13 protein-coding genes are annotated in these 13,807 nt (G+C 52.1%); 5 read left to right on the forward strand and 8 right to left on the reverse strand.

The features are described from left to right. Positions 1–16: 16 nt before the first annotated feature. From ispC to rpsB, 5 genes are all read right to left on the reverse strand, one after another. Complete coding sequence (ispC, locus tag BS640_RS19260; protein WP_017491977.1) at positions 17–1,213, reverse strand: 1-deoxy-D-xylulose-5-phosphate reductoisomerase; 1,197 nt, start codon at positions 1,211–1,213, stop codon at positions 17–19. Between the two features lie 234 nt (positions 1,214–1,447). Next, positions 1,448–2,005 carry a ribosome recycling factor gene (gene frr, locus BS640_RS19265; protein ID WP_017491978.1) on the reverse strand — a complete coding sequence of 186 codons (558 nt, stop codon included), beginning with the start codon at positions 2,003–2,005 and terminating at the stop codon, positions 1,448–1,450. A gap of 90 nt (positions 2,006–2,095) precedes the next feature. Continuing rightward, on the reverse strand, positions 2,096–2,827 hold the full coding sequence (pyrH, locus tag BS640_RS19270) for a UMP kinase (RefSeq protein ID WP_017491979.1): 732 nt from the start codon (positions 2,825–2,827) through the stop codon (positions 2,096–2,098). A 192-nt stretch (positions 2,828–3,019) separates the two neighbouring features. Further along, positions 3,020–3,871 carry a translation elongation factor Ts gene (tsf, locus tag BS640_RS19275; protein WP_017491980.1) on the reverse strand — a complete coding sequence of 284 codons (852 nt, stop codon included), beginning with the start codon at positions 3,869–3,871 and terminating at the stop codon, positions 3,020–3,022. Between the two features lie 145 nt (positions 3,872–4,016). Further along, positions 4,017–4,742 carry a 30S ribosomal protein S2 gene (gene rpsB, locus BS640_RS19280; protein WP_017491981.1) on the reverse strand — a complete coding sequence of 242 codons (726 nt, stop codon included), beginning with the start codon at positions 4,740–4,742 and terminating at the stop codon, positions 4,017–4,019. 410 nt (positions 4,743–5,152) lie between these two features. On the opposite strand from rpsB, the gene map reads away from it, so the two are divergent. The 4 genes from map (at position 5,153) to BS640_RS19305 (ending at position 10,113) form a co-directional block, all read left to right on the forward strand. Continuing rightward, positions 5,153–5,959, forward strand: coding sequence for a type I methionyl aminopeptidase (gene map, locus BS640_RS19290; RefSeq protein ID WP_017491982.1), 807 nt, complete (start codon positions 5,153–5,155; stop codon positions 5,957–5,959). Positions 5,960–6,067: 108 nt separating this feature from the next. Continuing rightward, positions 6,068–8,749, forward strand: coding sequence for a bifunctional uridylyltransferase/uridylyl-removing protein GlnD (gene glnD / locus BS640_RS19295; protein ID WP_376783576.1), 2,682 nt, complete (start codon positions 6,068–6,070; stop codon positions 8,747–8,749). A 57-nt stretch (positions 8,750–8,806) separates the two neighbouring features. Further along, positions 8,807–9,628 carry a 2,3,4,5-tetrahydropyridine-2,6-dicarboxylate N-succinyltransferase gene (dapD, locus tag BS640_RS19300; RefSeq protein WP_084913165.1) on the forward strand — a complete coding sequence of 274 codons (822 nt, stop codon included), beginning with the start codon at positions 8,807–8,809 and terminating at the stop codon, positions 9,626–9,628. Positions 9,629–9,723: 95 nt separating this feature from the next. After that, on the forward strand, positions 9,724–10,113 hold the full coding sequence (locus BS640_RS19305; protein WP_017491985.1) for a DUF3461 family protein: 390 nt from the start codon (positions 9,724–9,726) through the stop codon (positions 10,111–10,113). A gap of 104 nt (positions 10,114–10,217) precedes the next feature. Here the strand turns inward: BS640_RS19305 and BS640_RS19310 are convergent, their stop codons facing one another. From BS640_RS19310 to BS640_RS19320, 3 genes are read right to left on the reverse strand one after another with little or no spacing between them, the layout of a single operon-like run. Next, a complete protein-coding gene (locus BS640_RS19310; protein ID WP_017491986.1) occupies positions 10,218–10,667 on the reverse strand; it encodes a flavodoxin in 450 nt (149 codons plus the stop codon). A 32-nt stretch (positions 10,668–10,699) separates the two neighbouring features. Continuing rightward, a complete protein-coding gene (truC, locus tag BS640_RS19315; protein ID WP_017491987.1) occupies positions 10,700–11,470 on the reverse strand; it encodes a tRNA pseudouridine(65) synthase TruC in 771 nt (256 codons plus the stop codon). A gap of 1 nt (position 11,471) precedes the next feature. Beyond that, positions 11,472–11,786, reverse strand: a complete 315-nt coding sequence (locus BS640_RS19320) for a YqcC family protein (RefSeq protein ID WP_017491988.1) — start codon at positions 11,784–11,786, stop codon at positions 11,472–11,474. Positions 11,787–12,011: 225 nt separating this feature from the next. On the opposite strand from BS640_RS19320, the gene BS640_RS19325 reads away from it, so the two are divergent. Next, positions 12,012–13,259 carry an MFS transporter gene (locus BS640_RS19325; protein ID WP_026110542.1) on the forward strand — a complete coding sequence of 416 codons (1,248 nt, stop codon included), beginning with the start codon at positions 12,012–12,014 and terminating at the stop codon, positions 13,257–13,259. The last annotated feature ends 548 nt before the right edge of the window (positions 13,260–13,807 follow it).

A 13,807-nucleotide genomic window follows, 5' to 3' on the forward strand; every position in this document is an offset into this window, starting at 1 on the left:
TCATTGACGTATAATTTTACAGAGTAAATGACTGTAATAACAATGATGCGGCCTCTCTCGCAGAGCGGTCTATTTCCAAAACCTCTTCTACGCAGCTTGGCTCTCCGGGCAAAGTTTTATCCATGACCCGATGATTGAGTTTGGCAATATCGGTAAAGCGAATTTTCCCCGCCAGGAATGCAGCAACCGAAATCTCATTAGCGGCATTGAGCGCCGTGGTTGCAGCCTGACCAGTACGGCTGGCCTCGATGGCCAATTTTAGACACGGATAACGCTCGTAGTCTGGCTCGCTGAAAGTCAATGCGCCCATTTTGCAGAAATCCAGAGGCTCAACGCCCGCAGCAACACGCTGTGGATACGCCATGGCGTGGGCGATTGGCGTACGCATATCCGGCGAACCCAGTTGAGCTAATACGCTGCCGTCGATGTAGCGCACCATCGAGTGAATCATCGACTGTGGGTGAATGATGACTTCCATCTGCTCCGCCGAAGCGTTAAACAGCCAGCGAGCCTCAATATACTCCAGACCTTTGTTCATCATTGTGGCCGAGTCGACAGAAATTTTCCGACCCATTGACCAATTTGGATGCGCGCAGGCGCGTTCAGGCGTCACGTCGGCGAACTCTGACAGCGGCAGTTCACGGAAAGGCCCACCCGAACCGGTCAGAATAATGCGCGACACGCCGTTGTCTGGCAGAGATGCGTAACCCAGCTGTTGCTGAATAGTTTCCGGCAGGCTCTGAAAAATCGCGTTATGTTCGCTGTCGATGGGCAACAGCTGACTTTTATTTTCACGTACTGCATCCATGAAGATGCGACCGCAGGTCACCAGCGACTCTTTGTTTGCCAACAGAACGCGTTTACCGGCTTTGACGGCGGCAAGCGTCGGCAACAGGCCGGCGGCACCGACGATGGCAGACATGACTTGATCAACCTCATCCAGCGCGGCCAGTTCGCAGGCGGCATTCACGCCCGACATGACCTGCGTCTTGCTCCCCTGCTCTTTTAGAATCTCTCTCAGCGCAGCGGCCGATCTTTCATCCGCCATTGAGGCGTACAAAGGAGAGAACTCGAGACACTGCTCGGCCATGACCTGAACATTGTTTCCTGCGACCAGCGCACGCACGGCAAAGGCCTCAGGGTTGGACCGCACGACGCAAAGCGTGCTAATGCCAACAGAACCTGTTGAGCCAAGGATAGTCAGTTGCTTCATGAAGGTACTCAATATAGCGAAAGTCATTATCGGAGGTGACACAGTCTGTTACTCATTCAGCCACTTGTCTATCAGATTCAAGCACCAAATTTCATGTGTCACAACGACGGGATAGGGCCCATTTTATTGATTAATACTTAATTTACAATTAACTGTAGGGCTTTTATAAGAAATGTTTTTTCAAAAAAATAAAGCGCCGCATTTGCGACGCTTCAGGTAATACGCAGAGATAGATTAGAAATCCATCAACTCGGCTTCTTTATCAGCCAGCGCTTTGTCTACCGCTTTGATATAAGTATCAGTCATTTTCTGAATGTCGTCCTGGGAACGACGATCTTCGTCTTCGCTGATCTCTTTGTCTTTCAGGAGTGCTTTCACTTTATCGTTAGCGTCACGGCGAACGTTACGCACAGAAACACGACCCTGCTCGGCTTCACCGCGCACGATTTTGATCATGTCTTTACGACGCTCTTCCGTCAGCGGAGGCAGTGGAACACGGATAACGCTACCGGCAGACATCGGGTTCAGACCCAGGTCGGACGCCATGATAGCTTTCTCTACCGCTGCGCTAACGGAACGGTCGAATACGGTAACAGCCAGGGTATGTGCATCTTCTGCAACAACGCTTGCCAACTGACGCAGCGGAGTGGAAGAGCCATAGTAGTCGACATGGATACCATCAAGAATGCTTGGCTGTGCACGACCGGTGCGGATTTTGCTGATGTTATTTTTGAATGCTTCTACGCATTTTGACATGCGGGTATCAGCATCTTTTCTGATTTCATTAATCACGTTGCGAACCTTTGGAAACGGGTTACTTGGCAGACCATAACTTTATTATAGTCCGTGAATATTCAAAACGGTCTTCTAATAAACGACAGGTTACTCGCCGCTGGAGATGAGCGTACCTTCGTTCTCACCCATGACGACGCGGCGCAGAGCGCCTGGTTTGTTCATGTTGAAAACGCGAATCGGCAGGTTGTGGTCGCGAGCCAGCGTGAAGGCAGCAAGGTCCATGACTTTCAATTCTTTTTCAAGCACGTCCTGGTAAGTCAGGTGATCGAACATAGTCGCGTCCGGGTGTTTAACCGGATCGGCAGAGAAGACGCCGTCAACTTTGGTGGCCTTGAGAACCACGTCAGCTTCGATTTCGATCCCGCGCAAACAGGCCGCAGAATCTGTAGTGAAGAATGGATTGCCGGTACCGGCTGCAAAGATTACGACACGATTGTTACGCAGCAGGCTAATGGCTTCTGCCCAGCTGTAGTTGTCGCAAACGCCGTTAAGCGGAATCGCAGACATGAGGCGCGCATTCACATAGGCACGGTGCAGTGCATCACGCATTGCCAGACCATTCATTACGGTGGCCAGCATTCCCATGTGGTCGCCTACGACGCGATTCATTCCAGCTTGAGCAAGACCAGCACCGCGGAACAGGTTCCCGCCGCCAATCACAACACCCACCTGGATGCCCAGCTCAACCAGCTCTTTCACTTCCTGTGCCATGCGATCCAAAACGCTCGCATCGATACCAAAACCTTCACTGCCCTGCAGGGCTTCGCCACTGAGTTTTAGCAGGATACGCTGATAAACGGGTTTCGCATTGGTAGCCATGGTGTCTGTCCTAAGAAGCAATGTGTCGTAATGGGATGGTCGTTTTTTTTGCATCACAAGTCCTGTGATGTCATCAGACATCAACTTATCTGCCTGATTAAACTAGTAGAGGATAACCTCTGAGGTATTTTTTAAGGCCGGATAAAACGGAACCGCCAGTTTCAGCGGTTCCATTTTTACATCAATCCAGCATTAAGACTGTTTGCTCATTGCAGCAACTTCTGCAGCAAAGTCAGTCTCAGCTTTCTGGATGCCTTCACCCACTTCAAAGCGAATGAAGTTAGTCACGTCAGCGTTGTGCTCTTTCAGAACCTGAGCAACTGATTTGCTTGGGTCGATAACGAAAGGCTGACCCGTCAGAGAAACTTCGCCGGTGAATTTCTTCATGCGGCCTTCAACCATTTTCTCTGCAATTTCTTTTGGCTTGCCAGACTGCATCGCGATGTCCAGCTGAACCTGGTACTCTTTTTCTACAACTTCAGCAGACACGTCTTCTGGCTTAACGAATTCTGGCTTGCTTGCAGCAACGTGCATAGCGATTTGCTTAACCAGGTCTTCTTCAGCGCCAGTAGCAGCAACCAGAACACCGATGCGAGCACCGTGCAGGTAGCTACCCAGAACGTCGCCTTCCAGTGCAGCGATACGGCGAATGTTGATGTTCTCACCGATCTTAGCAACCAGAGCAACACGCTCTTCTTCGAACTGAGCTTTCAGTACTTCAACGTCAGTGATTTTGCCTGCGAAAGCAGCATCCAGCACTTTGTCAGCGAAAGCCTGGAAACCACCATCTTTAGCAACGAAGTCAGTCTGGCAGTTAACTTCCAGGATCAGACCGTAGTTGCCTTCGACTTTAGTTTTGATCACGCCGTCAGCAGCTACGTTGCCTGCTTTCTTAGCAGCTTTGATCGCGCCAGATTTACGCATGTTTTCAATTGACAGCTCGATGTCGCCGTTAGCTTCAACCAGCGCTTTCTTACAATCCATCATGCCAGCGCCAGTACGTTCGCGCAGTTCTTTTACCAGGGCAGCGGTAATATCAGCCATTGTAGTTTCCTCGATTATCCCAGTGCAAAAAGGCTTTTGCATTGAGATATTTCTCGCATTTAAGATAAGCAAAGGGGGCCAATTAAGGCCCCCTAACCAACATATTCAATACCTGGTTAATAAGGGCTGCTGTGAGCCTTCCTTATTATTCAGCTTCTACGAAGCTTTCTTCTGCCTGAACAGCCAGATCTTGAGAACGGCCTTCACGAACAGTGGCAGCAACGGCGCTCAGGTACAGATTTACTGCACGGATTGCGTCATCGTTACCAGGGATAACGAAGTCAACGCCATCTGGATCAGAGTTGGTATCAACAATAGCGAATACCGGGATACCCAGGTTGTTAGCTTCTTTGATTGCAATGTGTTCGTGGTCGGCATCGACAACAAACAGTGCATCAGGAAGACCACCCATATCCTTGATACCGCCCAGGCTATTTTCCAGCTTCGCAAGCTCGCGAGTACGCATCAGAGCTTCTTTTTTGGTCAGCTTTTCGAAAGTGCCGTCTTGTGATTGGATTTCCAGATCTTTCAGACGTTTGATGGACTGACGAACAGTTTTCCAGTTAGTCAGCATGCCGCCCAACCAGCGATGGTTCACGAAGAACTGGTCGCAGTTGTTTGCAGCGTCTTTTACCGCTTCGCTTGCTGCGCGTTTGGTACCAACGAACAGGATCTTACCTTTACGGGAAGAAATCTTGGTCAACTCAGCCAGAGCTTCGTTGAACATTGGTACAGTCTTCTCAAGGTTGATGATGTGAACCTTGTTACGAGCGCCGAAGATGAATGGCTTCATTTTCGGGTTCCAGTAACGGGTTTGGTGACCGAAGTGTACACCAGCCTTGAGCATGTCGCGCATGGAAACAGTTGCCATGATAAAACCTCTATAGTAAATGTTTGGGGTTATGCCTCCACGTATCCCATGCAACCGACCCCGTAAAAAGCCATCCGAAGAAGGCGATTCCAGAGCACCCCGGCGCAGGTGTCGATACGTGTGTGTTATTACTTATTGAATGAATAATAAGTACACAAATGAGTGAGTATTTGGCTCATCCACCTTTTGTCTGCAAAGACAATACAGTGATTGCCGGCGCGCTTTATACCATAAATCACGGTAAGAAACCAACTAAACTTACACAAAGGCGCGGCGGTAGAATGATAATTTGGCAGCTCAGAACTGGGCTGATACCATAAGACCTAGCTAATTATTGACGACCCGCAGGCATAAATAAAGGCTGTTTAAACCAGGCTCGTCAAAAAACTCGACACCAGCAGGATTCTTTCATGGCAATTTCAATCAAAACACCTCAAGACATCGAAAAAATGCGCGTGGCCGGACGCCTCGCCGCAGAAGTGCTGGAGATAATCGAGCCACACGTCAAACCTGGCGTCACCACGGCTGAGCTTGACCGTATCTGCCACGAGCATATTACTGTGAAGCAGCAGGCAATTCCGGCCTGTCTGGGCTATCACGGCTTCCCGAAATCAGTGTGTATTTCCATTAATGAAGTCGTCTGCCACGGCATTCCTTCCGATGACCGTGTTCTCAAAGACGGTGACATCGTGAACATCGACGTGACCGTGATTAAAGACGGCTTCCACGGTGACACCTCGACCATGTTTATCGCCGGCAAGCCGACCATTCTCGGCGAGCGCCTGTGCCGCGTGACCCAAGAGAGCCTGTATCTGGCGCTGAAGATGGTCAAGCCGGGTATTCGCCTGCGTTCACTAGGTAAGGCGATTCAGCAGTTCGTCGAAGGTGAGAAATTCTCCGTGGTGCGCGAATACTGCGGTCATGGCATCGGTGAAGGCTTCCACGAAGAGCCACAGGTGCTGCACTATGATGCAGACGACGGCGGCGTGGTTCTCCAACCGGGCATGGCATTTACCATCGAGCCGATGGTAAACGCCGGTGACTATCGAATTCGCAGCATGAAAGACGGCTGGACCGTGAAAACCAAAGACCGCAGCCTGTCTGCGCAGTATGAGCACACGCTCGTCGTGACCGACAACGGTTGTGAAATCATGACCCTGCGTAAGGATGAGACTATCCCCAACGTCCTGACGCACGAAACCACGGCGGCGAACTAATCCCGAAGAATGCATACAGGCCGGCTATTTTTGCCGGCTTTTTTATCAGAGTGTCCTGTCGTCTTATTTTATAAATCCGTGGGCTACGCACTTATGTCTGATTCGTTTCTGTCTAAAAACCTTATTCATCTGGCTTTGCCGCTGCCGGTCGAGATAACTCGCGCGTTTCCCGATAAGCCCCCTTCACCCTCCTCCTATGCCGATGAAGAGCTGAACCGTCAGTCTCTAAAACAGCACATGGATGAATTCCAGCTTTGGCTGGCAGAGGCGTTTAACTGCGGGCAACGCGTTGAAGAGCTGGTTGCCGCGCGCGCGCTTTACATCGACCAGATGCTGCAACGCCTGTGGATTTTCTACGGCTTCGATAAAATCCCCGAGACGGCGATGGTGGCAGTTGGCGGCTACGGGCGCGGCGAGCTGCATCCGCTGTCGGATATCGACGTCTTGGTGCTGAGCCAGAAACGCCTCAACGACGACCAGGCGCAGCGCATCGGTGAACTGATTACCCTGCTGTGGGATCTCAAGCTCGAAGTGGGTCACAGCGTGCGCACGCTGGAAGAGTGCATGCTCGAAGGCCTTGCCGACCTCACCGTGGCAACCAACCTCATCGAGTCGCGTCTGGTCTGTGGCGACGTCGCCCTGTTCCTGAACATGCAAAAGCATATCTTTAGCGACGGATTTTGGCCCTCTCCGACCTTCTTTCGCGCAAAAATCGACGAACAGAACGAACGTCATCAACGTTATCACGGCACCAGCTATAACCTTGAGCCGGATATTAAGAGCAGCCCAGGCGGACTGCGCGACATCCATACCCTGCTGTGGGTCGCTCGCCGCCACTTTGGCGCAACGTCGCTCGACGAAATGGTCAGCTTCGGCTTCCTGACCAAGGCCGAACGCAACGAAATCAACGAATGCCAGAGCTTTCTGTGGCGTATTCGCTTCGCCCTGCACCTGATCCTTAACCGCTACGATAACCGCCTGCTGTTCGACCGCCAGCTCAACGTTGCCCAACTTTTGCAGTATCAGGGCGAAGGCAACGAGCCGGTCGAGCGGATGATGAAAGACTTCTATCGCATGACGCGCCGCGTCGGCGAGTTGAATCAGATGCTGCTGCAACTGTTTGACGAGGCGATTCTGGCCATTGGCCCGAACGAGAAACCGCGTCCGCTGGACGACAACTTCCAGCTGCGCGGTGACCTGATTGACGTACGCGACGAGACGCTGTTTGACCGCGAGCCGCAGGCGATCATCAGTATGTTCTACCTGATGGTGCGCCACCGCGAGATAAAAGGCATTTACTCGACCACCGTGCGTCTGCTGCGCCGTACGCGCCGCCACCTTCAAACGCCGCTGTGCATGATTCCCGAAGCTCGGGAGATTTTCATGGCAATCCTGCGCCACCCTGGCGCGGTCAGCCGTGCACTGGTGCCAATGCATCGCCACAGCGTGCTGTGGGCCTATATGCCACAGTGGGGGCTGATTGTCGGTCAGATGCAGTTCGACCTGTTCCACGCTTATACCGTCGATGAGCACACCGTACGCGTGCTGCAAAAACTCGAAAGCTTTGCTGATGAGAACACCCGTCCGCGTCATCCGCTTTGCGTCGATCTCTTTCCTCGTCTGCCGCAGCCTGAGCTGTTGCTGATGGCCGCACTGTTCCACGACATCGCCAAAGGTCGCGGTGGCGATCACTCGGTGCTGGGTGCGCACGACGCACAGGAATTCGCCGAGCTGCACGGCCTGAGCTCGAACGACAGCCAGCTGGTTTCATGGCTGGTGCGCTGCCATCTGCTGATGTCGGTCACGGCTCAACGTCGTGATATTCAGGATCCGAACGAAATTCAGCAGTTCGCCGCTGAAATGCAGACCGAGAATCGCCTGCGTTACCTGGTCTGCCTGACCGTGGCCGATATCTGCGCCACCAACGAGACCCTATGGAACAGCTGGAAGCAAAGCCTGATACGCGAGCTCTATTTCGCGACAGAGAAACAGCTGCGTCGCGGCACCCAAAACACGCCGGACCTGCGCGAGCGCGTGCGCCATCATCGTCTGCAAGCGTTGGCGCTCCTGCGCATGGACAACATCGACGAAGAGAAGCTGCACCATATCTGGAGCCGTTGCCGCTCCGACTATTTCCTGCGCCATACGCCGAACCAGTTGGCCTGGCACGCGCGTCATCTGCTCGACCATGATTCGACCAAACCTCTGGTGCTGGTCAGCCATCAGGCTACGCGTGGCGGCACCGAGATCTTCATCTGGAGTCCGGACAAACCCTACCTGTTTGCCGCCGTGGCCGGTGAGCTTGACCGACGCAACCTGAGTATCCACGACGCGCAGATCTTCACCAACCGCGACGGGATGGCGATGGACACCTTTATTGTGCTGGAGCCGGACGGCAAGCCGCTGGCACAGGACCGTCACGAAACGACGCGCTTTGCGCTCGAGCAGGCGATGCTACAGGCTTATCAACCGCCACGCGCGCGCCGTCCGTCGTCAAAACTGCGTAATTTCAGCGTGCCGACCGAGGTCAGCTTCCTGCCGACGCATACCGATCGCAAAACCTATATGGAACTGGTCGCGCTTGACCAACCCGGGCTGCTGGCGCGTGTCGGTGAGGTGTTCTCGGATCTTGGGCTGTCGCTGCACGGTGCGAGAATCTCTACCATTGGCGAACGCGTAGAGGACTTGTTTATCCTCGCCAACAGCGAACGCCGGGCATTAGACAAGCAAACACGTCGAGAAATTGAGCGAAGATTAACTGAGGTGCTCAACCCGTTCGATAAAGTATGATACAAGTAACGCTTGGCTTTTTTTCTTTCAACATCACTATCAGATAAAGAGAACAGTATGGAATTACAAACCGTCATTGAGCAGGCATTCGAACGCCGTGCAGACATCACTCCGGCTAACGTTGACAGCGAAACACGCGACGCCGTTAACCAGGTTATCAGCAAGATCGACAGCGGCGAACTGCGCGTTGCCGAGAAGATTGATGGCGAATGGGTTACGCATCAGTGGCTGAAGAAGGCGGTACTGCTCTCTTTCAGAATCAATGACAATGAAGTGATGGAAGGCGCGGAAAACCGCTTCTACGACAAAGTTCCAATGAAATTTGCCGACTACGACGAAGCGCGCTTCAAGCGTGAAGGTTTCCGCGTAGTGCCTCCTGCTGCCGTACGTAAAGGTTCTTTCATCGCTCGCAACGTGGTGCTGATGCCTTCTTACGTTAACATCGGCGCCTACGTTGATGAAGGCACCATGGTTGATACCTGGGCCACCGTGGGTTCTTGCGCGCAGATCGGTAAAAACGTTCACCTGTCCGGCGGCGTAGGCATCGGCGGCGTTCTGGAGCCACTGCAGGCTAACCCGACCATCATCGGCGACAACTGCTTCATCGGCGCACGTTCAGAAATCGTTGAAGGCGTCATCGTTGAAGACGGCTGCGTAATCTCAATGGGCGTTTACATTGGTCAGAGCACCAAGATTTATGACCGCGAAACCGGCGAAGTTCACTACGGTCGTGTGCCAGCAGGTTCGGTGGTTGTTTCCGGCAACCTGCCTTCTAAAGACGGTAAATACAGCCTGTACTGTGCTGTTATCGTGAAAAAGGTTGATGCAAAAACCTTAGGCAAAACCGGTCTTAATGAGTTATTACGTTCTATCGACTAAACTGAAGAAGCGGGTTAATTAACCCGCTTTTTTTTAAGGTATTTTCGGCGTTTCACGTATGAGCAATAAGTTTAAAACAAAAGGATGGTGCTGCTATGTATGACAACCTGAAAGGCCTGGGGATTAACAATCCTGATGACGTCGATCGTTATAATCTGCGTCAGGAAGCAAATAACGACATTCTGAAGATTTATTTTCGCAAAGATAAAGGCGAGTTTTTTGCCAAGAGCGTGAAGTTTAAATACCCACGCCAGCGTAAAACCATTGCCGCCGACAACGCGGGTCAGGGTTACAAAGAGATTAACGAGATTAGCCCAAACCTGCGCTACGTTATCGATGAACTGGATCAGATCTGCCAGCGTGAGCAGATTGAAGTCGACCTCAAGCGTAAAATCCTCGACGACCTGCGCCACCTCGAGTCCGTGGTTGCCAATAAGATTACCGAGATTGAGTCCGATTTGGAAAAACTGACCAGCGGCCGCTAATCAGTTGCATTAGAGCCTGTAATGTTCAACGTTATCGATACCCTAAAATTTCGAGCTGCAGGAAAACACGTTCATCTGCAGTTCGAAATATTATGGGCAGCGAACTAACTCAATTGAGTGGCCCACTTTTCTACCCATGGCATAGCGACAATTTCTGGCTCCGGCTGCTCAATAGCATCGATCTCCAGCATCTCACCAATACGTTTTGCACCCTGCTCCTGGAGCAAATTGTCCATCTTGTGGCCACCGCCGCAGAAGAAATCATAGCTGCTGTCACCCAGCGCAATCATGCCGTAACGCAGTTCCGGCTGGTATCCGACTTGGTCGCGGATGGCATCAAACAACGGCGCGATGCTGTCAGGTAAATCGCCCTGACCCGTAGTAGAAGTAATCACCAGCACGAAGTGATGGCGATAATATTGCCAGGCCTCAAGGGTACCCTCTTCAAAGACCTTTACCTGATGCCCGTGTTTTTTGAGCAAGGTTTCTGCTTCTTCAGCTACCAGCAACGCGTTTCCATACACAGTGCCTACGAAAATACCAATCTCAGCCATGACCCTAACTCCCTAACTTTAACCCAAAATTGTCAACTATCCTGACTCGCCTGCGCAGGAAACTCAACCCTTTCCAGCTCGCTGACACAGCCCTTCCAGTCAAAACGCTCGACCAGCTGCTGCCAGCGAGGGTCCCAAGGGGCGGTCAACGACAGGGCTTCACCGGTGACAGGATGCGTCAGGCGCAGGTGGCTAGCGTGCAGCATCAGGCCTGGGCATTCGAAATGCTGCGCCATTCCGCGGTTCTGCTTCAAATCACCGTGTGCGGTATCACCAATAATCGGATGACGCAGATGGGACATATGGCGTCGCAGCTGGTGCTTGCGGCCCGTTTCCGGCGTCAACTCAACCAAGCTGTAGCGGGCGGTGTCATAACGGCCAATCGCAACAGGCATCTCGCGACGCGCTAACACCCGATAATGGCTTACCGCAGGCTGTGGGGCTTTTTCCCCTTCCGAAAATTTATCGGCAATCTTGTCAAGCTCTTCGGTAAGCGCATAGTCGACAGTGCCGTCTTCCAGCACATAACCACGCACGACGGCGTGATAAACCTTAATCATCTGATGCTGTTCAAACTGCTGAGACAGCATTCGTGCAACGTCACTCGACAGCGCAAACAACAGCACGCCCGAGGTGGGTTTATCAAGACGGTGTACGGTAAATACGTGCTGACCAATCTGGTCACGCAGCGTCTGCATAACAAAAACGGTTTCATGCCGGTCTAGCCAACTACGATGAACCAACATACCGGCGGGCTTGTTCACCGCTATCAGATGCTCGTCCTGATACAAAATTTCCAGCATGTCAGTCTTCTATATTCAGTAAATCGTCGAGGCGCTGTAGCGCGTTATGCAGCTTTTCCATTCCCGGCATCGCCACTTCATAATAAGGCGTGATGGCAAAACGAGTCGGCAGGTTGGCCTCGGCGGCCAGCAGAGCATGCATACGGGGGATAAGCACCCACTGTAACCACTGCTCGGCGGACATGGTATCGACGGCGAACGGCTCTTTGCTATCAAACGCTTCGGGCTCTGGCGGCATAGGTTGCCACAAAGACAACTCACGCATAACTTGCTCAATATTAAGCAATATTTCGCGGACCTGGTTTTCTGTACTCATCAATCACTCTCTGCATTGCATACGTGCGGGTTTTGGATAGCGCGCCGAAAAGGGGCAAAGCATAGCACTGAAGCCGCAACGCCCCAAGTTTCAACTCGCTGGACGAAACTCTCTCGTTGTCTCTACTAAGCATAGCCTCCATCAATCAACTATCAGTTTTTCATACTGGTACTGTGTGATTGCTACGGGCAAAATAGGCGCACTTTACATAAATTGACTTTAAAGATGCCTGCAAACTCAATAATAACGCCCAAAAAACACGCCACGCCCATGAAAGCAATGATCGCTTCCGTGTCAGGCTATGCAATGGACGGCTTTGACCTGTTGATCCTCGGATTCATGTTGCCCGCTATTTCAAGCGAGCTGGGGCTTACTGCATCACAGAGCGGTTCGCTGGTGACGTGGACGCTTATCGGCGCGGTGATTGGCGGCGTGATTTTTGGCCCGATCAGCGACCGCTTTGGACGCATACGCGTACTGACTTTCACAATTTTGATGTTCTCGTTGTTTACCGGCCTGTGCGCCGTTGCCCAGGGGTATTGGGACCTGCTGACCTATCGCACTCTGGCGGGCGTTGGGCTTGGCGGTGAATTTGGTATTGGTATGGCGCTAATCGCCGAAGCCTGGCCGATTGAGAAGCGTAATCGTGCCTCTGCTTACGTTGGCATGGGCTGGCAGCTGGGTGTGCTGATGGCCGCGATCCTGACACCGCTGCTGCTCGGTACTATTGGCTGGCGCGGCATGTTCCTGATAGGGCTTGTGCCCGCCCTCGCCTCCTTTCTTATCCGCCGTAGTATGGGCGAGCCCGAGGAATTCGTTAAGCAGTCCTCTAAGCAGCAGCAGGAGCCTTTATTGACTCGTTTAGCGCTGCTGTTCAAGGACCGTGCGACCCGTCGATGCAGTATTGGCATTCTGATCCTCTGTTCGGTGCAAAACTTCGGCTATTACGGATTAATGATTTGGATGCCAAGCTATCTGTCGAAAAACTTCGGTTTTTCGCTCACCAAATCCGGCATGTGGACCGCCGTCACCGTTATCGGCATGACCTTCGGTATCTGGTTGTTTGGCGCATTGTCAGACCGCTTTGCACGCTGGAAGATTTTCGTGATTTATCAGGTCGGTGCGGTGGTGATGGTGGTGTGTTATGCCCAACTGAAAGACCCGACGGCGATGCTGTTTGCCGGTGCCGTGATGGGGATGTTCGTGAACGGAATGATTGGTGGCTATGGGGGCCTGATTTCTGACAGCTACCCGGTCAATGCGCGCGCGACGGCACAGAACGTATTATTTAATCTTGGACGCGGCGTAGGCGGTTTTGGACCACTGGTGATAGGTATGCTGGCGTCACAAATAGCCTTTACCGCAGCGATTACGCTGCTGGCGGCAATTTACCTGCTGGATATCTATGCGACGCTGTTCCTGCTGCCAAAAGCGCAAAGTAAGAAAGAAGACACGCTGGGTGCAATAGGCTAATAGTGGCTTAGTGAGGGAAATTGGCAAGATAGAGACAAAAAGTTGGGGGTACTGTTTTCACAGTACCCCCGGTTCGTTTTATAGCAATCCAGCTACCTGTGTGCTCCCTGCTCGTTCCTTGAAAACTTGTCCTGCGGTCATCCTAACCAGCCATCCGTTGCATCGTCCTACTTTCATCCTGACGTATCATCCTAGTCGTCCTGACTTTCATCCTTTAGTCTTCCTGACCCACCAAACTTCCTGTTTTGGCTCTCAATCTCCGTCCTGGAGGTGTCCCTTGTTTCGTCCTGAAACATCCTGGCATAATCCGATGCCGTCCTGACTCATCCTGAGCCTTTCCCCTACTTGATGAAACCGCCATCATCCTAATGTTCAGTTTCATGTCTTCCTTTCGACACAGCTAGAATCGTCGATTTTGCCCGCCGAGGCAAGGCTAGCACTCAGGCTTACAGCAGGGTAGGACGTATAAACAGTAGGTCTTATTGAATCAACTTAATGATTTTAATTGATTTTTATAATTACAAAGAAAATTATTAGCAGTAAATATA

The organism is Rouxiella badensis (assembly GCF_002093665.1).
In the GTDB taxonomy this organism is placed as follows: Bacteria; Pseudomonadota; Gammaproteobacteria; order Enterobacterales; family Enterobacteriaceae; genus Rouxiella; species Rouxiella badensis.

Excerpts from the sequence above, each read along its gene's own strand:
- map (WP_017491982.1), top strand. The coding sequence starts at position 5,153 with ATGGCAATTTCAATCAAAACACCTCAAGACATCGAAAAAATGCGCGTG.
- pyrH (WP_017491979.1), bottom strand. The coding sequence starts at position 2,827 with ATGGCTACCAATGCGAAACCCGTTTATCAGCGTATCCTGCTAAAACTC.
- rpsB (WP_017491981.1), bottom strand. The coding sequence starts at position 4,742 with ATGGCAACTGTTTCCATGCGCGACATGCTCAAGGCTGGTGTACACTTC.
- BS640_RS19320 (WP_017491988.1), bottom strand. The coding sequence starts at position 11,786 with ATGAGTACAGAAAACCAGGTCCGCGAAATATTGCTTAATATTGAGCAA.
- tsf (WP_017491980.1), bottom strand. The coding sequence starts at position 3,871 with ATGGCTGATATTACCGCTGCCCTGGTAAAAGAACTGCGCGAACGTACT.
- BS640_RS19305 (WP_017491985.1), top strand. The coding sequence starts at position 9,724 with ATGTATGACAACCTGAAAGGCCTGGGGATTAACAATCCTGATGACGTC.
- truC (WP_017491987.1), bottom strand. The coding sequence starts at position 11,470 with ATGCTGGAAATTTTGTATCAGGACGAGCATCTGATAGCGGTGAACAAG.
- BS640_RS19325 (WP_026110542.1), top strand. The coding sequence starts at position 12,012 with ATGCCTGCAAACTCAATAATAACGCCCAAAAAACACGCCACGCCCATG.
- BS640_RS19310 (WP_017491986.1), bottom strand. The coding sequence starts at position 10,667 with ATGGCTGAGATTGGTATTTTCGTAGGCACTGTGTATGGAAACGCGTTG.
- ispC (WP_017491977.1), bottom strand. The coding sequence starts at position 1,213 with ATGAAGCAACTGACTATCCTTGGCTCAACAGGTTCTGTTGGCATTAGC.
- dapD (WP_084913165.1), top strand. The coding sequence starts at position 8,807 with ATGGAATTACAAACCGTCATTGAGCAGGCATTCGAACGCCGTGCAGAC.